The sequence below is a fragment of the Stenotrophomonas sp. YJH_SMC_37 genome, from assembly GCF_059370035.1.
Map to the genome: position 1 here is coordinate 126,417 of NZ_JCAFTG010000004.1, position 18,725 is coordinate 145,141.

The following is an 18,725-nucleotide window of genomic DNA, read 5'->3' on the forward strand; positions in this document are numbered from 1 at the left end:
CTGTTCGCGGTCAACCGTCGAGGCTCGTGGAGATGGTCGACAGGTCGGGCTGGATGTGTAGGCTTGCTGGGCCTGGCCGTGGGGTGAGCCAGCGAACCTTCGCATGAGCAGCGCGGCGACATCAATGGCGTGTTGAACGTCGATTTCTCTGGCATTGACGTCGCGCGTGTCGCTCTGGGCTATTAGGGTCGGGAGCAGGCGGCTGGCGATACGGAGCTCAACATTTGCGGGCATAGGATTTCTGAGGTTCCAGATGTGAAAAGTATTCACATCGAAGCACTGGCTGGAAGATTGGCAAGGGGAGGAATCTGCGCTGGTTCACAGATCTTGAAGTTGCTTTCCAATGCCTAGGAGTCGAAAGCCGACCAGCAAAAGCAGTCACACATCGGCCGATTCGATTTGCGGTGCCAGCTTAACAAGCCAGTGTCCGCCGGATGCTTGTGAGGCTGTCAGGAGGTCATACGTCTTGATCATGTTCAGGAGCCCGGAGTGGCCATAGGCGTTCGGGGAGAAAGATGGGTCAGTCCGTTTCAGATAGTGGCCAAGCGTTCCTAGCACTACTTCCCCGTCCGTGGTCCCATCGGCTAGCAAGGAGACCGCGTCGACAAGAAAGCGAGGGCGGCGTTTGGGAAGCGGCTTGGGTGCCTCCACTTTGCCGTGGGAGTCCTTGGGGGGCGGGGCAGGTGATTCCTCGCAGGATGCATTCGACTCTGCTGGTTGCCACTCGAAAAACTGGTCGCAGGCGTTGCGCAATGCCTCTGGTGTCTTGGCTTCACCAACGATGCAGACGGTGGCTCCTCGCTCTCGGAGCTTGCGACAAAGGTAGGCAAAGTCAGAGTCGCTGGTCACTAGGCAAAAGGTGTCCGCTCGTTGGTCAAACATTGCCTCCAGAGCGTCCAAAGCCAACGCCATGTCAGCTGTGTTTTTGCCCGCCGCGTATTGATACTGGAGGCATGGAGTGAAGGCCTGTCGGACCAAAGTCTCCTGCCAGCGCTTAGCCAGCGTGGCGTGGTTGCCGTAACCCCTCCGAACGACAACCCGTCCGAACTGCGCGGCCATGAGAAGGGCGTGATCCACAATCTCCGGATTGACGTTGTCGCAATCCAGAAGAACCGCGACGCGTGATTCGTGTGGAACGATGCTCATCAACCAGCTTTCCTTTGCTTGTCGGAGCTGGGCTCCACGGTCAAGAGGGCGCGAAGCGCAGGCAGGTTGAGCTCGTAAGAAAGCACAGCCAGCCCCGGCGAGACGCCTTTAAGGCCTTTCAGCTTTTCCCGGACCGTGAAGGTCCGGCTGTAGGTGGCATGGTGCTCGTCGTCCAGCTCATGGCCCACCAGTTGGGCCCGGAGCTCGGAGACCACGCCAGCGCCTTGGAGCTCCTGAATCAGCGTTTTTCGGAGGGAGTGGAAGCCACGCTTGGCTTCCGGCCAGTTTGCCCCGACCTGCTCCAGGTGTCGGCCGAATGCCTTGGTGATCCAGTTGCCCGCGCCGTTTTTGGCGTTCGCCTTGGCGGCGGGGAAGAGCCGTGGTGCCTTCTGGGCTCGAAGGGTGCCCACCCAGTCCAAGAAGCCCAGCTCAATGAGGTCGGGATGCACGGGGATCGTGCGCAGGCTGACTTCGGTCTTGACCTTCTGGTGCTCCCCCTCGTCAGAAATCCTAATGCAGGGCAGTCCGTCCACCGTCAAGACATCCTCGACCAAGAGCTGGCCGACCTCTGATGCCCGGGCACCCGTGTAGAGACCCAGCAACGAGGCCCAACGGGCGGACAGGGCCAGCTCTTCGAACGCGGCCGGTGCGAACAGCGCTTGGACCTGATGACTGTCATAGGCCTTAAAGCCGAACCGCTTCCTAGCCCGCTTCTCGCGGGTGGAGTAGGTGACATGGCCTGCGGCCGGGTTGTCGCCCTTGGGATAGTGGCCGGAGGCCATGGCCCACTCGAAAAACCCGCCCTTGCCCCCGATATAGGACTGTTTATTGGTCAGGGTGGGGGTGGCTGCGCCGCCATCTCGCATGAACTGATACCAGCGGGCCAAGTCGGACCTGGTCAGTGAGTGCAGCTTGCTCTTGTCGCCCAAGAAGGACACCAACGCCTCGATGGCGGTCTTCTTGATGGTGTAGGTCTTGGGCAGGCAGCCGGGCTGGATGCTGGCCAGCCACCCGTCGCGGGCCTTGCCCAAGGTGATGGTCTCCACGGCAGGCTTGGTCACGCGACGGGCCACGGGCATGGGCGGCACGCCCTCACGGATCAACTCGCTCAGCTCACTGGGCTGAGAGGCAGAGAGCTCCATCATCTGCTGATAGAGCCTGACATCGTCTGGCGTGTCGATTTGCCAGTGCTCGGTCACCGTCCCGTCTGCTGTCTTGGTCCGGTTCAAGATCAACTGCTGTAGCGGGTCGCCATCGGTCAGGCGCCTGAGTAGCGCGTCGATGTCCTCTTCCTTGATTCCCATGCGTTGCTCCCTCAACACGTCGAAGGCTTGAGCATAGCGCGCCGCCAGTTGCAGGGCGCGCAACTGGGCCACGGCCAGCTCGGACGTGCGCAGGGTGCGCTTGAAGATGCGCCGGCCAACGATGGCCTGGAGATCGGTGGGGACCCGTTGCCGGAAAGACCAGAGCCCTGAGGGCGCGCGAACGAGGTGGTGTGGGATGCGCATCGAGAGAGATGTGTCCCGATTTGTGTCCCGCCGAAGATCACCCCAGAAAAGCAAAAACCCCTGCGTAAACAGGGGTTTGCGTAATCTGGCGGAGAGAGGGGGATTCGAACCCCCGAAGCGCGGTTTAGACGCTTACACACTTTCCAGGCGTGCTCCTTCAACCACTCGGACACCTCTCCGGATCCCTGCCACCGGCAAACGCCTCAGCAGGGGCGCAGATTCTAGCGGGCGGCGCGGCCGGACACAAGCGCCCAGATCACGGACGCATCCGGGCGCATTGTTGGCGAGGGGGCTGGACAGGCATGGCACAATGGAACATCCGATGGAAAACGGTGGCCTGATGTCCTACCTCGTCCTTGCCCGCAAGTGGCGTCCGAAGCGTTTTGCCGAGCTGGTGGGCCAGGAACACGTGGTCCGTGCGCTCAGCAACGCGTTGGACAGCGGCCGTGTCCACCACGCGTTCCTGTTCACCGGTACCCGCGGCGTGGGCAAGACCACCATCGCGCGCATCTTCGCCAAGTCGCTGAACTGCGAGCAGGGCACCAGCGCCGACCCGTGCGGCCAGTGCGCGGCCTGCCTGGACATCGACGCCGGCCGCTACATCGACCTGCTGGAAATCGATGCCGCGTCCAACACCGGCGTGGATGACGTGCGCGAGGTGATCGAGAACGCGCAGTACATGCCGTCGCGCGGCAAGTACAAGGTCTACCTGATCGACGAAGTGCACATGCTGTCCAAGGCGGCGTTCAATGCGCTGCTGAAGACGCTGGAAGAACCGCCGGAGCACGTGAAGTTCCTGCTGGCCACCACCGAGCCGCAGAAGCTGCCGGTCACCGTGCTCAGCCGCTGCCTGCAGTTCAACCTCAAGCGCCTGGACGAGGATCAGATCCAGGGCCAGATGACGCGCATCCTGGCGGCAGAAGAGATCGAGGCAGACGGTAGTGCCATCGTACAGCTGGCCAAGGCCGCTGACGGCAGCCTGCGCGACGGCCTGTCGCTGCTGGACCAGGCGATCGCCTATGCCGGCGGCGCGCTGCGCGAGGACGTGGTGCGCACCATGCTGGGCACGGTCGATCGCACCCAGGTGGCGGCGATGCTCGATGCGCTGGCCGAGGGCGATGGCCCGCGCCTGCTGCAGGTGGTGGCCGCGCTGGCCGAGTTCTCACCGGACTGGAGTGGCGTGCTGGAAGCGCTGGCCGAAGGCCTGCATCGCATCCAGGTGCAGCAGCTGGTACCGGGTGCGGCCGCTGCCGAAGGCCTGGACGCCGTCGCATTCGCCAAGCGCCTGCGCCCGGAAGTGGTGCAGCTCTGGTACCAGATGGCGCTGAATGGCCGCCGCGACCTGCCGTTGGCGCCGAGCCCGCGCGCAGGTTTCGAAATGGCCGTGCTGCGGATGCTGGCATTCCGCCCGGCCGTAGCAGTCCCGCCGGTACCGAAGTCGGTGGATGGTGCAGGCAATGCGCCGGGTGGCAATGCTGCCGGTGGTGGCACCGGTGCGGGTACCCACGAAGCGATGCCGGCGACTGCCGCCGCTTCGGCAAGCCCGGCCGTGGTGGCGCAGGTGGCCGCTCCGGTGCAGGCCGCGCCGCGCGAACCTGAACCCGAACCCGAGCCGGCCCCGCAACCCGAACCGGACCCGACGCCGGAGCCCGAGCCGGTTCCGGTGGAAGAGCCTGTGCAGCCGCCGCCGATGAAGGCCGAGGCCGCTCCACCGGCTGCTGAAGCGGAAGCGGGCGACGACCTGCCGCCGTGGGCCACCGACGAAACCGAGGCGCGTGACGAGGCGCTGGCGGCCGAGATGGCGGGGCCAGACGCCGCCATGGTCGCGCCCTGGCATGAGCCGCCGGCTCCCGTCGTGGCTGCCAGCGAGCCTGCACCGCCCGAGCGCCCGTTCCGCACTGAAGGCATTGCCATCGCGCCGGCCGAGCCCGCGCCAGTGCAGGGGACCGCGCCGCTGGAAGGTGTCAGCGATCTGGCCACGGCCGAGGACTGGCTGGATCTGGTTGCCAACAGCGGCCTCAGCGGCCCGTCGCGGCAGCTGGCGGCCAACGCTGCCTTCATCAGTTGCCAGCACGGGACCTTGAAACTGGGCCTTTCGCCCGGATTTGAGTACCTGCGCTCTGAGCGTGCGCTGGCCGCCCTGGGCGAGATGCTGGAGAAAGCCCTTGGCCAGGCCCCGAAGATCGTGGTCGAGACCGTGGAGATCGAGCACGTTCCGGCCGAGACCCTGCATCAGCGTGCCGACCGCCAGCGTAGTGAGCGGCAGCAGGTGGCAGAGGCTGTTTTCATGGACGATCCGGAGGTGCAGGTGCTGATCCAGCAGCACGGTGCCCGGGTTGTTTCCGATTCCATCCGTTCTTTTGACGAGTAAGAGACTATGCGCGGCAACATCGCCCAACTGATGCAGCAGGCCCAGAAGATGCAGGAGAACCTGCAGAAGGCCCAGGAAGAAATCGCAAGGATCGAAGTGACCGGCAGTGCCGGTGGCGGCATGGTCAGCGTGACCCTGACCGGCGCCAAGGAATGCCGCAAGGTGCGCATCGACCCGTCGCTGACCAGCGACCCGGAGATGCTGGAAGACCTGATCGCCGCCGCCTTCAACGATGCTTCGAACAAGATCGATGCCGAGTCGAAGTCGAAGATGGGTTCGGCCACCGCTGGCATGCAGTTGCCGCCGGGCATGAAGCTGCCGTTCTGATTCTTGGCGGGGCGCCTGCTGCTGCAGGCGCCCGCTGCAACCCTCAGTCGAGCATGGCTCGACTCTACACGTAGCTGTCGAGCTTGCTCGACGCCATCAAAGCACACCGCCGTGTCCGCACCCCTGCTTGAACAATTGATCGACGCGCTGCGGGTGCTGCCTGGCGTGGGCCAGAAGACGGCGCAGCGCATGGCCTACCACCTGCTAGAGCGTGAGCGCGAAGGTGGCCAGCGCCTGGCCCAGATACTGGCGCTGGCGGTGGAGCGCATCGGCCACTGTGCGCAGTGCCGCGATTTCAGCGAAACCGAGCTGTGCCCGACCTGTGCCAACGGCAGCCGCGAGCGCAGCCAGCTGTGCGTAGTCGAATCGCCGGCCGACCGCCTGGCCATCGAAAACGCCACCGGCTTCCGCGGTGTCTACTTCGTGCTGCAGGGGCGACTGTCGCCGCTCGATGGCGTCGGCCCGCGCGAACTGGGCCTGGAGCAGCTGGAGCGACGGCTGGCCGAAGGCGAGGTGCAGGAGCTGATCATCGCCACCAGCGCCACTGTCGAGGGCGAGGCCACCGCGCATTACCTGGCGCAGCTGGCGCGCGCACGCAAGGTACAGCCCAGCCGCCTGGCGCAGGGCCTGCCGCTGGGCGGCGAGCTCGAATACGTTGATCGTGGCACGCTGTCGCACGCGTTCGGTACGCGCAGCGAATTCCGCGATTGAGCAACGGCCGGACGTGGCCGGGCGTGGGCGGCCTACAATGCGGGAGACATCTCCGCCGAGGCCGACCATGAGCAACGAAACCCTTTTCAGCAAGATCATCCGTCGTGAGATCCCGGCCACCATCGTCTACGAGGATGACGAGGTGCTGGGCTTCAAGGACATCGCACCGCAGGCGCCGGTGCATGTGCTGTTCATCCCGAAGAACGAGATCATTCCGACCCTGGATGACCTGCAGCCCTCGCAGGCGCACCTGATCGGCAAACTGGCCCTGGCCGCTGCCGAGTACGCGCGCCGCGAGGGCTTCGCGCAGGACGGCTACCGCATCGTGATGAACTGCCGTGAGCATGCCGGGCAGACCGTGTTCCATATCCATATGCACCTGCTGGCGGGGGCACCGCTGGGGCATTTCGGTGCGCCTGGGCGTTGAAGCCCCTGTCCACGCCATGCGTGGATGAAAAAGGCCGCCCGAGGGCGGCCTTTCCGTCATGCCTGTGCGGTGGCGATCACCACCAGCCCCAGCGGCCATAGCCGCCCCAGTAAGGGCCCCACGGACCCGGACCCCACGGGCCATAGGGGTAGGGCACCACATCGACCTGGCGCTGTTCCGGCCACAGGTAGATGACATCGGCCGCCAGCTTCGGCAGGCGATAGTCGTACTCGCCGATGCGGGTGTTCTGGTAGCCGTCGATCTTGCCGATGAAGGTGACGTCACGACCGGCCTCGAACACCGCCGGGTCGTAGAAGCCGGCACGGCAGGCGATGAAGCGGCCGTCGCTGGCATCGGACGAGGTGGTGTTCGGGCGGCCACTGCCATTGAGCGGGCGCGAGATGATCTGGAAGCAGGTCTCGCCCTGGCCAGGCTTGGTTTCGATGATGCGACCGCCCCAACGGACCGGCGTGCCGACCTGCTGGGTAGCGACCGAGTCGCGAGGAGAGACCAGGCTGAACTGTCCCTGCAGCGGCTTCGGGGCCGTGGCGCAGGCCGACAGGGCCAGCGTGGCCACAGCGGTGAGGAGGAACTTGGTGTTCATGGGGAGGCTCCGGAAGTCGGGCGATGCCTGCGCAGGTCCCGCAATAATGAGGCGAGGTCGTTGCAAGTTCCAGCGTAGCGCGCGTCGGCGAAACGCTGGCTGAGCGCGAGCAGGGTCGGGTCGGGTCGCTGCCGGTGAACCCGCTGTGCCCAGTGCTGTGCGGTTTCGTGCGGTTCTCGGGCCAGGCCGAGGCGGGCGTAGCGTCGCCCGAGGCGATGCCAGGCGCGCAGCAGCGGGTCGCGTTCGCGCTCGCCGCGGGCCAGCAGCCAGGCCATCCACGCCAGTGCCAGCAGGGCGGCCACGACGAAGCCGGCGACCAGCTGCCCGGGACCCAGATCGTCCAGCCCGAAAGGCTTGAGCAGTTGCTGCTGGCGGCGCGCATCGAAGGACAGCACCAGATCGTTCCAGCCGCGGCGCAGCCAATCCCCCATCTGGCCCAGCTGCAGCCACCGCTGTCGCAGTGGTGTGTCCGTGCCGGCCTGCAGGCGGTCGTCCAGCGTGTCCAGGATGCGTTCCGGTGCCACGGCCGCCGTCGGGTCTACCCGTACCCAGCCGCGCTGCGGCAGCCACACCTCGGCCCAGGCGTGGGCATCCATCCGCCGCACCACCCAGTAGTCGCCGATGCGGTTGCGGGTGCCGCCGGCGAAACCGGTCACCACCCGCGCGGGTACACCCGCGTTGCGCATCAGCACCACGAAAGCCGAGCTGAAGTGTTCACAGAAGCCGGCCTTGTAGCCGAACAGGAACTCGTCGATCGGGTCGCGCCCCGCCGCCGGGGTATCCAGCGTGTACGAGAAATCGGTGGTGATCCACTGCAGCGCGCGGCGCACGATGGCCTCGTCATCACCGCCGGCGTCCTGTCGCCATTGCTGGGCCAGGGTGGCGGTGCGCGGGTTGAAGCCGGCCGGCAGCTGCAGCGTCGCGCGGCGCAGAAGGGGCGACAGCGTGCTGTCGAACTGCCGTGGAGGGGCCGAATGCAATCGCCAGCGGCTGAGCGAGGCCAGCGGGCGCTCGCTGCGCAGGCTCATGTCCGCATCCAGCATGCTGCCCGCAGGCGCACCGCTGGGCAGGTCCAGCGCCACAAGCTGGCGGCGGTCAGTCGGCTCGTAGTCGATCTGGTAATCCCAGCCCTGTGTACCGGCTTCAACCACCGCAGCAGGTCGCCGCGCGCTCGCAGGCTCGCGTGTCCAGCGCCGTCCATCGAAGGCGGTCAGTACAGGGCCGCGCCAGTAGCGCTGCGCCGGCTCGGGTGGGGCACCGAAGAACTGCACGCGCAACGCCGGGGTGTCGTCGGCCATCAGGTCCAGCCACTGGCCGGGTTCCATGCTGTCGGACAGCCCCGGTGTACCCACGGCGCGCTCGGGAACGCCCCACAGTGGCGTGGCAAGGCGCGGGAACAGCCAGAAGCAGGCCAATGCCAGCGGCAGGCCGATCGCCAGCAGGCGGCCGACACCACGCAGCTGCCCGCGCAACGGCAGGCGGCCAGCATGGCCTTCATCCTGGGCCAGGCGTTGCAGGGCGAGCAGTGCGCTGACCCCGGCCAGCGCGGCCAGTGCTGTTGTCAGCGGCCCCTGGTCGAGCAGGAATGCTGCAAAGGGCGAGAACAGCGCAAAGCCGAGCAGACTGCGGGCATCACGCAGGCTGCGCAGCTCGCTGGACTTGATCGCCAGCATCGCGGCCAGCAGCGCGCAACCGGTGTCGCGTCCTGGGCGCACCATGCCCATCTGCCAGACGATGGCGCCGAGCATGGCCAGCACCAGCAGCAGGCGCACCGGCATCGGCAGCACTGTCCGCCGCGACAGGGCGGCGGTGAAAATCGCCGCCAGCGCGATCACGCCCGCCAGCAGTGGCGGCAGCTGCAGCAGCAGCGGCAACAGAGCCAGCGCCGCGCTGGCCAGGGTCCAGTTGCGGGCGTTGCGGTCGAGCAGCTCCGGGGTCTCAGTCATGCGGCATCAGCGCCAGCGCGCGCAGGCACAGGTGGTGGTGGCTGGCGCCCAGTCCGGGCCCGAACGGCGGGTGTGCAGGCAGCAACAGGGTGTAGCGGCGGCCCTCGCGCTCGGCTACATCCACCCAGCGCGCCAATCGAGCGATGCGTGCTTCTTGGCCCAGCGGCGCCAATGCGCGCCAGTCGAGGACTACTTCGATGCCGACCGGTTTTTCGTACTCGCGCACCAGCAGGCTGTCGCGGCGTGCCGAGTGCTTCCAGGAAATGCTGCGCGGCGCATCGCCCGCCCGGTAGGGGCGCAGCTGATGCAGTTCCTCGCCGCTGGCGTGGGCACGGGTATGCAGCGGATCGCTGCCGCTCTCCGGCAGTGCAGGCGCCAAGGCTTCGGCCAGTGGGTAGACCAGCAGCGGCTGTTCCGGCCACACCCACGACCACGCCCGCACCAGGCCCAGGGGCTGGGTCGTGGACAGGCGGATACGTGGAAGCTCCAGCCAGCCCCGGCGTTCGCTGGGAACCTCCAGTTCCACTTCACCACGGCCGTGTGCAGGCAGCGAGGTCCAGGCCTGGCTGTCGCCCAGCTGGAGATGAAGGCCGTGCCGCGCACGCGGATCCCGCAGAGAGAGGTCCACGCGCAGGCGCAAGGGTTGCCCGGCCGGTACCGGCTCGGCGGAGATCGCGTCGATCTGTACGCCGGACAACTGGAGATGCGCGGCAATGGCACTGGCGATTGCCGCTGCCGCCAGCAGCAGGGCCAGCAGCAGGGCGGGATTGTTGTTGTAGTTCAGCGCGCCCAGCAGCATGGCTGCCAGCAGGATTGCAACGAACAGGCCGAAGCGGGTGGGCAGCACATAGATGCGATGGCGATCCAGTCGCTTCGGCAAGGCTTCGGGCCTGCGCGGCCGAGCCAGCAGCTGCATGCGTGCCCAGCGTGTGGCCACGTTCAATCCACCGCGACGGTCTGCAGGATCGCGCGTGCCAATGCCGGCCCCGAACTGGATTCGGCTTCCGCCACCAACCGGTGGCCGGCCACGGCGACGAACAGCGTCTGCACGTCCTCGGGCACCACATGCCCGCGACCCAGCAGCAGTGCATGTGCTCTGGCTGCACGCAGCAGCGCCAGGCCGGCACGCGGCGACAGGCCGACGCGCACGCCTGCGTGCTGGCGGCTGCGGGTCAGCAGGGCCTGCACATAGTCGATCAGCGCGTCGCTGGCATGCACCTGGTTCACCGCGTCGCGCAACGTGCGCACCTGGGTGTCATCCAGCTTCGGCACGGCCCGCGCGATCAGGTCGCGGCGGTCGCTGCCACGCAGCAGCTCGCGCTCGGCCTGGGCGCTGGGATAGCCCATCGCCAGCCGCAGCAGGAAGCGATCCAGCTGTGAATCCGGCAGCGGGAAGGTGCCTGACAGGTCCACCGGGTTCTGTGTGGCGATGACGAAGAAAGGGTCCGGCAGCGGGTGCGTCTGCCCGTCCAGGGTGACCTGCTGCTCGGCCATCGCTTCCAGCAACGCGCTCTGCGTGCGCGGGGGGGCGCGATTGATCTCGTCGGCCAGCAGTACGTGGGTGAATACCGGGCCTGGGTGGAACTGGAACTGGCGGCTGCCGGCTTCATACACCGACACGCCCAGCACATCGGCCGGCAACAGATCTGAGGTGAACTGCACGCGCTGGAAACTGAGGCCCAGGCTGCTGGCCAGCGCATGCGCCAGCGTGGTCTTGCCCAGGCCGGGCAGGTCTTCGATCAGCAGGTGGCCGCCGGACAGCAATGCGACGAAGGCCAGCCTGACTTCCGGCACCTTGCCCAGCACCAGTGCGTTGACCTGATCCTGTGCCTCCCGCAGGGCCTGACGCAATTGATCGGTTAGCATGCTGGGATTGGGGGACGAGGCTGGCATGATCGTCTCAGATCTGGAATCCACTCGATTATCCATAGAGCAATGCAAGGCGAACAGCGCGCACGGACGATATTTCTCTGGTTATGGACGCTGGTCACAGCGGCCAAGCTGATCGTTGCCGCGCGCCTGCCGCTGTTCGTCGACGAAGCGTTCTATTGGCAGGAAGGCCAGCATCTGGCCGCAGCCTATTCGGACCTGCCCGGGCTGACCGCGTGGCTGGCCCGGCTGGGCGTTGAGATCGGTGGCCATCACGTGCTCGCGTTGCGCCTGCCATTCCTGGCCATCGGTGCGCTGCTGCCGCTGCTGGTAGTGCGCACGGCCACGCGCTGGTTCGGCAACGTGGCCGGTTGGCAGGCGGGCAGCCTCACGCTGTTGATGCCGTTGTCGGCGACGCTGGGCCTGCTGGCGGTGCCGGACGTGCCGATGGCACTGGCGGCGGTGATCTGCCTGCATGCCGGCGCGCGCCTGCTGCACAACGTGGATGCCTCCTCGGCGATGAAGCTGGCGCTGGGCCTGTTGATCGGTGCGCTCAGCCATTACCGCTTCATCGGTGTCATCGGCGTGGGTTTCATTGCGCTGCTGGCATTGCCGCAGGGGAGGCGCATGCTGGCCGATCCGCGCGTATGGGTCGCGTTGGCGGTGGGCGTGCTGGCGTGGCTGCCACTGCTGGCGTGGAATGCGGACAACCACGATGCCGGGCTGAAATTCCAGGTGGTCGAGCGTCATCCCTGGGCCTTCGAATGGGGCGGGCTGTGGTTCCTGGTGATCCAGCCGATGCTGGTGACGCCGATCCTGTGCATGGCGATGTGGAAGGTAGCGCTGGCAGGAACCCGGAGCGGTGGCGGCGCGCGCGTGCAGTGGCGCTATTTCGGCCTGGTGGGCGGCGTATCCACGCTGGGCATTTTCGTGCTCGGCTTCTTTACTGACGTCGAGCGGATCAGTTTCCACTGGCCGCTGCCGGGTTACCTCGCACTGCTGGTGGCGGTGCCGGTGGTGCTCAACGGCTGGCCGCGCTGGCTGCGCCGCACCGGCTGGTGGTTGGCCGGTGCGGGCATGGTGCTGGCCTTCGGCTACTACCTGATGGCCTCCACGCCGGCACTGCGCGAGCAGATGGCCGGCAGCAAGTACTACCCGCGCAATTTCGCCGGCTGGCAACCCCTGGCGGTAGCGGTGCGCGAGGAGTTGCGGCAGATGCCGCAAGGGACACGCGTGCTGGCCGGCAACTTCAAGGTTGGCGCTGAACTGGGTTTCCAGCTGGGCAATGGCAACATCGAGGTGCTGCCGCATCCGCTCAATGACAAGCATGGCCGCACCGCACAGCTGGCACAGTGGGGCCTGCTGCATGAGGGCGAGCGCACGGCGCCGATGCTGCTGGTGCTGTCACCCAGCGACCAGCGCTATCGCGAACTGCTGGCGCGCTATCACGCCATCTGCGATCAGGTGGGCCCGCTGCCTGCGCCACGCGTGGTCAGCAGTGATCACGGATTCCAGCGCTTCCTGTTGTTCCGCCTGCCGGTGCAGCGCGCGCAAGGGCCGTGCGTGACGCCGGCGATGGCGTGGCTGGATGCGCCGTCCAACGGCGAGAAGGTGTCCGGCACGCTCGCGATCAAGGGCTGGGCGTTCAAGGATGGCGTCGGCCTGGCGCGGGTTGAAGTGCTGGTCGATGGCCGCTCCATCGGTGATGCCCGCTACGGGCGTGTGTTCGACGTGCGCCACACCTGGCCGGACAGTACCGATCCGCAGCATCCGGCGGTGGGCTTTGATGCCTCGCTGGATACCGCCACGCTCGCGCCGGGCAGGCATTGGCTGGGCCTGCGCCTGCACGGGCGCGACGGCAGCGTGGAGCAATGGCAGGAGCAAGCGTTCGAGGTCCGTTGAGGTCCGCTGGTCCTGTAGAGCCGAGCCGATGCTCCGCTGCTTCTGCTTCAGATGGCAGGCAGCCTCAAAAAAAACAGCCGGGCATGGGCTCGGCTCTACCGTTCACGGCACCGCGAAACCTGCCCTGCGCAGCAATCCGCATAGCGTGATCAGCGGCAGGCCGATCAGCGCGGTCGGGTCGCGGTTGTCGATGGCGTCGAACAGGCTGATGCCCAGGCCCTCGCATTTGAAGCTGCCGGCGCAGTCCAGCGGCTGTTCGGTGGCCACGTAGCGGGCGATCTCGTCCGGTTCCAGTGCACGGAAGCGGACCTCGGTCAGATCGGTGGCCGTGAATGATGCTCCATCACGGCTGAGGCAGACGGCGGTATGGAAGTGCACGGTCTGCCCGGACATCGCCGCCAGCTGTGCGCAGGCGGCCTCGACCGTACCCGGTTTGCCCAGTGGCTGGCCGTTCAGGTCCGCGACCTGGTCCGAGCCGATCACCCACGCGCCGGGATGCCGGCACGCCACCTCGACCGCCTTGGTGGCGGCCAGGCGGGTGGCCAGGGCCAATGGCGCTTCGTTGTTCAACGGGGTTTCATCCACCTCAGGGCGCGCGCAGTCGAAGGGCAGGCCCAGCCGCTGCAGCAGTTCACGGCGGTAGCGGGACGTGGAGGCCAGGACCAGTGACATGCGACAATACCGGGGCAGGGCGAAGCAGTCTGGCCCGTCTGCAGCGCCAGCGGCAAGTCCTGTATGGCGGGCATTTGACAGCCGCCGCTCCGATCCTTAGTATTCAGCGGCTTATGTCCGCGAACGTGCCCGAAACGCTGGATGCCTGGCGGATGGTTGTAGCGCGAAGGCGCTTCGACGGTCAGGTCTCCCTGGCTGAATTGACCCGCCTGCAGGGGTTGGTCGCAGATACCGACGGCGAGTGCGTCTACTCGCTTGAATTCGGTCGCGACGACGTCTTGCGGGTATCCTATGTGGAACTGACCATCGACACCGCGTTGCCGCTGACCTGTCAGCGCAGCATGCAGCGATTCCTGTTGCCGGTGAAGGTGACCCAGAGGCTTGGCCTGATCCGCGACGAGGACGAGGAATCGTCCCTGCCGGAGGAATACGAGGCGTTGCTGGTGCCGGAAGATGGCCAGCTGAAGCCGCTGGATCTGGTCGAGGACGAGCTGGTGCTGGCGGTGCCGGTGGTACCGCTGTCGCCCGACGGTGAAGCAGTCGACAAGGACTGGGCGCCGAGCGAAGAAGAAACAAAGAAGGCCAACCCGTTTGCGGCGTTGGCGGCATTGAAGAAACAATAGCAGCCGGTTGTCGTCGGCGGCTGCGGCGAAAGCGAAAAGTGTGCTGGGCGCTGGCGTCCTGTGCGACGAAACGACGAAGCAAAACGAACCGAGTTTGGAGCAATCCCATGGCTGTCCAGAAATCCCGTGTTACCCCGTCCCGCCGCGGCCAGCGCCGTTCGCATGACGCCCTGAGCGCCAAGCAGCTGTCGACCGACCCGACCACCGGCGAAGTGCATCTGCGTCACCACATCACTGCCGATGGTTTCTACCGCGGCAAGAAGGTCATCCAGACCAAGACCTCGGCCGTCGAAGAAGATTGATGTGCCGGGAAGGCCGCTGCCTCCGGGCAGCGGCCTTTGCCTTCTTTCCCGGGCGTGCCGGTGATCGGCGGCCCGCGCAACAGGAAACATGATGAGCAAGCGGATCTACTCGAGGATCGCGGGCACCGGCAGCTATTTGCCGGAAAAAGTCCTGACCAACGCCGACCTGGAAAAAATGGTCGAAACCTCGGACGAGTGGATCCAGTCGCGCACCGGCATTCGTGAACGGCACATCGCGGCCGAAGGCGAAACCACCAGCGACCTTGGCTACAACGCCGCCCTGCGCGCGCTGGAAGCCGCAGGCATCGACGCTTCGCAGCTCGACATGATCGTGGTCGGTACGACCACGCCTGACCTTATTTTCCCGTCCACCGCGTGCCTGATCCAGGCCAAGCTCGGTGTGGCCGGGTGCCCCGCCTTCGACGTCAACGCAGCCTGCTCGGGCTTCGTGTTCGCGCTGGGCGTGGCCGATAAATTCATCCGTTCCGGTGACTGCAAGCACGTGCTGGTGATCGGCACCGAAACGCTGACCCGCATGGTCGACTGGAACGATCGCACCACCTGCGTACTGTTTGGCGATGGCGCTGGCGCCGTCGTGCTCAAGGCCGACGAAGAGACCGGCATCCTCAGCACACACCTGCATGCCGACGGCAGCAAGAAGGAGCTGTTGTGGAACCCGGTCGGCGTCTCGAGCGGTTTCAAGGACGGCGCCAACGGTGGCGGCACCATCAACATGAAGGGCAACGACGTGTTCAAGTACGCCGTCAAGGCGCTGGACTCGGTCGTGGACGAGACCCTGGCCGCCAACGGCCTGGACAAGTCCGACCTGGATTGGCTGATTCCGCACCAGGCCAACCTGCGCATCATCGAAGCCACCGCCAAGCGCCTGGAGATGTCGATGGACCAGGTGGTGGTGACTGTCGACAAGCATGGCAATACCTCGTCCGGCTCGGTGCCGCTGGCGCTCGACGCCGCCGTGCGTTCGGGCAAGGTCGAGCGCGGCCAGCTGCTGCTGCTGGAGGCCTTCGGTGGTGGCTTCACGTGGGGTTCGGCTCTGTTGCGCTATTGATAGTGCAAGTTACGACAATGTGAAGCTTTGTCGTTGCGGCCCTCCGGGGCCGTAACGCGTTTAAGGAGGACCTGTCATGGTTGAGCCCATCGTCATCGAAGGGCAACGTGCCTGGCTGAAGCAGTACGGCAAGGGAAGCCGGGCGCTGGCCCTTGGCCTGCTCAATTTTGTTGCCCGTCGTTTCCACCTCGATGCCCTTCGTCCTCCTCCGCACCGTGGCGGCGACGCCGCACGCGAAACCGAGGCCCGCCGCCTTGCAGAACTGCAGGCGCAGGGTGTGAACGTGCCTGACGTGCTGGGCACCGGCCATGCCGCGCTGGTAATCGGCGACAACGGCAGCTCGTTCAATACCTGCCTGCGCCAGGCCGACGAGGCCGGTCGTGATCGGCTGGTCATGGCGGCGATGCAGGCCATTGCCGAAGCGCATGCGCGCGGCGCCTATTTCGGCCAGCCGTTGCCGCGCAACCTCACCTGGGATGGCGACAAGGTCGGTTTCATCGACTTCGAGGAAGATCCACTGGAAGTGATGGACCTGTCCGAAGCCCAGGCCCGCGACTGGCTGATGTTCGGCTATGGCGTGGCCAAGTACTATGCCGACCGCCCCGAGCACCTGCAGGCGATGATGGCCGAGGCGATGGGCGGTGCCCAGGCACCGGTGCGCGAGCACGTGCATGCGGTCAGTGGCCGCCTGCGCAGCCTGGCCAGGGTCTGCATGAAGCTGGGCCGGTCAGCGCGCGCGCTGGCCCATTCGATCTTCATCACCCACGGTGCCAGCACTGCTGGCGTGCTGATGCTGGTGGGCCTGTGCGTGGATTTCCTCGCCGACGGCGATCTGGACGTCCTGCAGCTGTTCTGCTGATCGTCGGCCGGGGTCAGATCCCATTTCCGGTGGAAAAGGGATCTGACCCTGTCATTGCTCCATACGCCTGCATACGCGCACGTACAGACGACACAGCGGATTCCCCCTTATCATGGCCCGCTTCGATTGCAACAAGCGGATGACCGCGTGACCGTATCCACCCTCGCTTTTGTCTTCCCCGGCCAGGGCTCGCAGTCTGTGGGCATGCTGGCCGAGCTGGCCGAACTGCACCCGCAGGTGCGTGAAGCCTTCACCGAGGCATCCGATGGTGCCGGTGTCGACCTGTGGGCGTTGTCCCAGGGCGGCCCGGAGGAAATGCTCAACCGTACCGAATACACCCAGCCGGCCCTGCTGGCCGCCAGCATCGGCGTGTGGCGCGCCTGGAACGCCGTGGGCGGCCCGCGCCCGTCGGTGCTGTCCGGCCACAGCCTGGGCGAGTACACCGCCCTGGTCGCCGCCGGCGCGCTGAGCCTGCATGACGGTGCGCACCTGGTGCGCCTGCGTGGCCAGCTGATGCAGGAAGCGGCACCGGCCGGTGTCGGGGCCATGGCCGCCGTGCTCGGTGCCGAAGACCAGCTGGTGCTGGACGTCTGCGCCGAAGCCGCAGGCAGCCAGGTGGTGGTGCCGGCCAACTTCAATTCGCCGGGCCAGATCGTGATCGGTGGCGACGCCGATGCGGTCGACCGTGCACTGGCGCTGCTGGCCGAGAAGGGCGTGCGCAAGGCGGTCAAGCTGGCCGTCAGCGTGCCCTCGCACACCCCGCTCATGCGCGAAGCCGCCAACCGCCTGGCCGAAGTGATGGCCGGCCTGTCCTGGCAGGCGCCGCAGCTGCCGGTGGTGCAGAACGTCGATGCCCAGGTGCACGACGGCGTGGACGCCATCCGCACCGCGCTGGTCCAGCAGCTGTACCAGCCGGTGCAGTGGACCGGTTGCGTGCAGGCGCTGGCCGCCCGCGGCATCACCCAGATCGCCGAGTGCGGCCCAGGCAAGGTGCTGACCGGCCTGGTCAAGCGCATCGACAAGGCCATCGACGGCCGTCCGCTGGCCACGCCGGGCGACTTCGAAGCCGCCCGCGAGGCATGGTCGGCCTGACCTTCCCTGTTCCTGCCGGCCGTACCGGTGGCCGCTGCAAGCGGCACGGTGCGGCGGCCGCTCCCGTCTGAGGAAAACATCATGAGCAAGCCCCTGCAGGGTGAAATCGCACTGGTCACCGGTGCCAGCCGTGGCATTGGCGCCGCCATCGCCGATCTGCTGGCCGCCCAGGGCGCCACCGTCATCGGCACCGCCACCACCGAATCCGGCGCTGCCGCGATCGGCGAACGCCTGGCTGCCCACGGCGGTCACGGCCGCGCGCTGAACGTCACCGATGCCGCCGCGCTGGACAGCGTGCTCGATGGCATCGCCAAGGAATTCGGCCCGATCTCGATCCTGGTCAACAATGCCGGCATCACCCGCGACAACCTGCTGATGCGCATGAAGGACGAGGACTGGGCGTCGATCATCGACACCAACCTGACCAGCGTGTTCCGCACCAGCAAGGCGGTGATGCGCGGCATGATGAAGGCACGCAAGGGCCGCATCATCAACATCGCATCGGTGGTGGGCGTGACCGGCAACGCCGGCCAGGCCAACTACGCCGCGGCCAAGGCCGGCATCATCGGCTTCAGCAAGTCGCTGGCCAAGGAAATCGGTTCGCGCGGCGTCACCGTCAATGTTGTCGCACCTGGCTTCATCGACACCGACATGACCAAGGCGTTGCCGGAAGAAGCGCGCACCGCGCTGATCAACGACATCGCCCTCGAACGCCTGGGATCGCCGGAAGACATCGCCCATGCGGTGGCCTTCCTGGCCAGCCCGGCTGCCGGTTACATCACCGGCGAAACCCTCCATGTGAACGGCGGCATGTACATGCCGTAAGCAAGGGGCGCAGGGATTGCGCCGCAAGTGGTTGATCTGCGGGGGTTTTTGCTGCAATGCAAGGCCGCGCCGGTTTCCACTACACTATCCCACGGCCATCGCCCTTGATGGCGACCACTTTTGAACCACAACTCCATCTGGAGCGAGATCCCATGAGCACCATCGAAGAACGCGTCAAGAAAATCGTCGTCGAACAGCTTGGCGTCAAGGAAGAAGAAGTCACCAACAGCGCATCGTTCGTCGATGACCTGGGCGCTGACTCGCTGGACACCGTCGAGCTGGTGATGGCCCTGGAAGAAGAATTCGAGTGCGAGATCCCGGACGAAGAAGCCGAGAAGATCAGCACCGTGCAGGCCGCCATCGACTACATCAAGGCCCACGTCAAGGCCTGATGTCAGACGGCAGTGCGCGCGCGGGCTCACGCTCGCCGCGCACCGCACCCCATGGGGCCGCAGTTGCGGCCCCGTGTGTT

General features: G+C 66.3%; 19 protein-coding genes and 1 tRNA gene. 12 read left to right on the top strand and 8 right to left on the bottom strand.

Annotation, left to right across the window (positions count from 1 at the left end; all coding sequences use genetic code 11):
* Positions 1–378: 378 nt before the first annotated feature.
* From AC5P8J_RS07500 to AC5P8J_RS07510, 3 genes are all read right to left on the bottom strand, one after another.
* Positions 379–1,146, bottom strand: a complete 768-nt coding sequence (locus tag AC5P8J_RS07500) for an NYN domain-containing protein (protein ID WP_072168240.1) — start codon at positions 1,144–1,146, stop codon at positions 379–381.
* Positions 1,146–2,654 (bottom strand): DUF6538 domain-containing protein, encoded by a 1,509-nt coding sequence (locus AC5P8J_RS07505; protein WP_495216754.1) that lies wholly within the window; start codon positions 2,652–2,654, stop codon positions 1,146–1,148. Before AC5P8J_RS07505 ends, AC5P8J_RS07500 begins: the two co-directional genes overlap by 1 nt.
* Before the next feature lie 86 nt (positions 2,655–2,740).
* Positions 2,741–2,833: transfer RNA gene (locus AC5P8J_RS07510), tRNA-Ser, on the bottom strand.
* 143 nt (positions 2,834–2,976) lie between these two features.
* Between AC5P8J_RS07510 and dnaX the strand changes: the two genes are divergently transcribed.
* The 4 genes from dnaX to AC5P8J_RS07530 all read left to right on the top strand — a co-directional run bounded on the left by dnaX (position 2,977) and on the right by AC5P8J_RS07530 (position 6,490).
* A complete protein-coding gene (gene dnaX / locus AC5P8J_RS07515) occupies positions 2,977–5,025 on the top strand; it encodes a DNA polymerase III subunit gamma/tau (RefSeq protein WP_495216762.1) in 2,049 nt (682 codons plus the stop codon).
* A 6-nt stretch (positions 5,026–5,031) separates the two neighbouring features.
* A complete protein-coding gene (locus AC5P8J_RS07520) occupies positions 5,032–5,352 on the top strand; it encodes a YbaB/EbfC family nucleoid-associated protein (RefSeq protein WP_019659509.1) in 321 nt (106 codons plus the stop codon).
* Between the two features lie 111 nt (positions 5,353–5,463).
* Positions 5,464–6,063 carry a recombination mediator RecR gene (recR, locus tag AC5P8J_RS07525; protein WP_019659508.1) on the top strand — a complete coding sequence of 200 codons (600 nt, stop codon included), beginning with the start codon at positions 5,464–5,466 and terminating at the stop codon, positions 6,061–6,063.
* 67 nt (positions 6,064–6,130) lie between these two features.
* Positions 6,131–6,490 (top strand): histidine triad nucleotide-binding protein, encoded by a 360-nt coding sequence (locus tag AC5P8J_RS07530; protein WP_005408300.1) that lies wholly within the window; start codon positions 6,131–6,133, stop codon positions 6,488–6,490.
* A 76-nt stretch (positions 6,491–6,566) separates the two neighbouring features.
* On the opposite strand, the gene AC5P8J_RS07535 is transcribed toward AC5P8J_RS07530, so the two are convergent.
* Genes AC5P8J_RS07535 through AC5P8J_RS07550 form a run of 4 tightly spaced genes read right to left on the bottom strand, consistent with a single transcriptional unit; the run spans position 6,567 to position 10,933 of the window.
* A complete protein-coding gene (locus AC5P8J_RS07535) occupies positions 6,567–7,094 on the bottom strand; it encodes a Slp family lipoprotein (protein ID WP_019659507.1) in 528 nt (175 codons plus the stop codon).
* Positions 7,091–9,040, bottom strand: a complete 1,950-nt coding sequence (locus AC5P8J_RS07540; protein ID WP_021202629.1) for a transglutaminase TgpA family protein — start codon at positions 9,038–9,040, stop codon at positions 7,091–7,093. The genes AC5P8J_RS07535 and AC5P8J_RS07540 overlap by 4 nt, the downstream gene beginning before the upstream one ends.
* Positions 9,033–9,956, bottom strand: coding sequence for a DUF58 domain-containing protein (locus tag AC5P8J_RS07545; RefSeq protein ID WP_031269638.1), 924 nt, complete (start codon positions 9,954–9,956; stop codon positions 9,033–9,035). Before AC5P8J_RS07545 ends, AC5P8J_RS07540 begins: the two co-directional genes overlap by 8 nt.
* A gap of 23 nt (positions 9,957–9,979) precedes the next feature.
* Positions 9,980–10,933 carry an AAA family ATPase gene (locus tag AC5P8J_RS07550; protein WP_021202627.1) on the bottom strand — a complete coding sequence of 318 codons (954 nt, stop codon included), beginning with the start codon at positions 10,931–10,933 and terminating at the stop codon, positions 9,980–9,982.
* A 42-nt stretch (positions 10,934–10,975) separates the two neighbouring features.
* Between AC5P8J_RS07550 and AC5P8J_RS07555 the strand changes: the two genes are divergently transcribed.
* On the top strand, positions 10,976–12,811 hold the full coding sequence (locus tag AC5P8J_RS07555) for a glycosyltransferase family 39 protein (protein WP_019659503.1): 1,836 nt from the start codon (positions 10,976–10,978) through the stop codon (positions 12,809–12,811).
* 102 nt (positions 12,812–12,913) lie between these two features.
* Here AC5P8J_RS07555 and AC5P8J_RS07560 read toward each other — a convergent pair whose 3' ends face one another.
* Positions 12,914–13,483: a Maf family protein gene (locus AC5P8J_RS07560; RefSeq protein ID WP_019659502.1), complete on the bottom strand. Its 570-nt coding sequence runs from the start codon at positions 13,481–13,483 to the stop codon at positions 12,914–12,916.
* A gap of 113 nt (positions 13,484–13,596) precedes the next feature.
* On the opposite strand from AC5P8J_RS07560, the gene AC5P8J_RS07565 reads away from it, so the two are divergent.
* From AC5P8J_RS07565 to acpP, 7 genes are all read left to right on the top strand, one after another.
* Positions 13,597–14,106: a YceD family protein gene (locus tag AC5P8J_RS07565; protein WP_019659501.1), complete on the top strand. Its 510-nt coding sequence runs from the start codon at positions 13,597–13,599 to the stop codon at positions 14,104–14,106.
* A gap of 107 nt (positions 14,107–14,213) precedes the next feature.
* On the top strand, positions 14,214–14,408 hold the full coding sequence (gene rpmF, locus AC5P8J_RS07570) for a 50S ribosomal protein L32 (RefSeq protein ID WP_005408308.1): 195 nt from the start codon (positions 14,214–14,216) through the stop codon (positions 14,406–14,408).
* A gap of 91 nt (positions 14,409–14,499) precedes the next feature.
* Entirely contained in the window at positions 14,500–15,477 is a 978-nt protein-coding gene (locus AC5P8J_RS07575; RefSeq protein WP_019659500.1) for a beta-ketoacyl-ACP synthase III, read from the top strand.
* Between the two features lie 76 nt (positions 15,478–15,553).
* Positions 15,554–16,336 carry a BUD32 family EKC/KEOPS complex subunit gene (locus AC5P8J_RS07580; RefSeq protein WP_019659499.1) on the top strand — a complete coding sequence of 261 codons (783 nt, stop codon included), beginning with the start codon at positions 15,554–15,556 and terminating at the stop codon, positions 16,334–16,336.
* A 147-nt stretch (positions 16,337–16,483) separates the two neighbouring features.
* A complete protein-coding gene (gene fabD, locus AC5P8J_RS07585) occupies positions 16,484–17,428 on the top strand; it encodes an ACP S-malonyltransferase (protein WP_019659498.1) in 945 nt (314 codons plus the stop codon).
* 81 nt (positions 17,429–17,509) lie between these two features.
* Positions 17,510–18,253, top strand: a complete 744-nt coding sequence (gene fabG, locus AC5P8J_RS07590; RefSeq protein ID WP_005408312.1) for a 3-oxoacyl-ACP reductase FabG — start codon at positions 17,510–17,512, stop codon at positions 18,251–18,253.
* Positions 18,254–18,405: 152 nt separating this feature from the next.
* Entirely contained in the window at positions 18,406–18,645 is a 240-nt protein-coding gene (gene acpP, locus AC5P8J_RS07595; RefSeq protein ID WP_005415509.1) for an acyl carrier protein, read from the top strand.
* Positions 18,646–18,725 lie beyond the last annotated feature (80 nt).

Bases quoted from the DNA above. Each gene is read 5' to 3' on its own strand.
- AC5P8J_RS07500 (WP_072168240.1), bottom strand. From the start codon at position 1,146: ATGAGCATCGTTCCACACGAATCACGCGTCGCGGTTCTTCTGGATTGC.
- AC5P8J_RS07505 (WP_495216754.1), bottom strand. From the start codon at position 2,654: ATGCGCATCCCACACCACCTCGTTCGCGCGCCCTCAGGGCTCTGGTCT.
- dnaX (WP_495216762.1), top strand. From the start codon at position 2,977: ATGGAAAACGGTGGCCTGATGTCCTACCTCGTCCTTGCCCGCAAGTGG.
- AC5P8J_RS07520 (WP_019659509.1), top strand. From the start codon at position 5,032: ATGCGCGGCAACATCGCCCAACTGATGCAGCAGGCCCAGAAGATGCAG.
- AC5P8J_RS07530 (WP_005408300.1), top strand. From the start codon at position 6,131: ATGAGCAACGAAACCCTTTTCAGCAAGATCATCCGTCGTGAGATCCCG.
- AC5P8J_RS07535 (WP_019659507.1), bottom strand. From the start codon at position 7,094: ATGAACACCAAGTTCCTCCTCACCGCTGTGGCCACGCTGGCCCTGTCG.
- AC5P8J_RS07540 (WP_021202629.1), bottom strand. From the start codon at position 9,040: ATGACTGAGACCCCGGAGCTGCTCGACCGCAACGCCCGCAACTGGACC.
- AC5P8J_RS07545 (WP_031269638.1), bottom strand. From the start codon at position 9,956: ATGCAGCTGCTGGCTCGGCCGCGCAGGCCCGAAGCCTTGCCGAAGCGA.
- AC5P8J_RS07550 (WP_021202627.1), bottom strand. From the start codon at position 10,933: ATGCCAGCCTCGTCCCCCAATCCCAGCATGCTAACCGATCAATTGCGT.
- AC5P8J_RS07555 (WP_019659503.1), top strand. From the start codon at position 10,976: ATGCAAGGCGAACAGCGCGCACGGACGATATTTCTCTGGTTATGGACG.
- AC5P8J_RS07560 (WP_019659502.1), bottom strand. From the start codon at position 13,483: ATGTCACTGGTCCTGGCCTCCACGTCCCGCTACCGCCGTGAACTGCTG.
- AC5P8J_RS07565 (WP_019659501.1), top strand. From the start codon at position 13,597: ATGTCCGCGAACGTGCCCGAAACGCTGGATGCCTGGCGGATGGTTGTA.
- rpmF (WP_005408308.1), top strand. From the start codon at position 14,214: ATGGCTGTCCAGAAATCCCGTGTTACCCCGTCCCGCCGCGGCCAGCGC.
- AC5P8J_RS07575 (WP_019659500.1), top strand. From the start codon at position 14,500: ATGAGCAAGCGGATCTACTCGAGGATCGCGGGCACCGGCAGCTATTTG.
- AC5P8J_RS07580 (WP_019659499.1), top strand. From the start codon at position 15,554: ATGGTTGAGCCCATCGTCATCGAAGGGCAACGTGCCTGGCTGAAGCAG.
- fabG (WP_005408312.1), top strand. From the start codon at position 17,510: ATGAGCAAGCCCCTGCAGGGTGAAATCGCACTGGTCACCGGTGCCAGC.
- acpP (WP_005415509.1), top strand. From the start codon at position 18,406: ATGAGCACCATCGAAGAACGCGTCAAGAAAATCGTCGTCGAACAGCTT.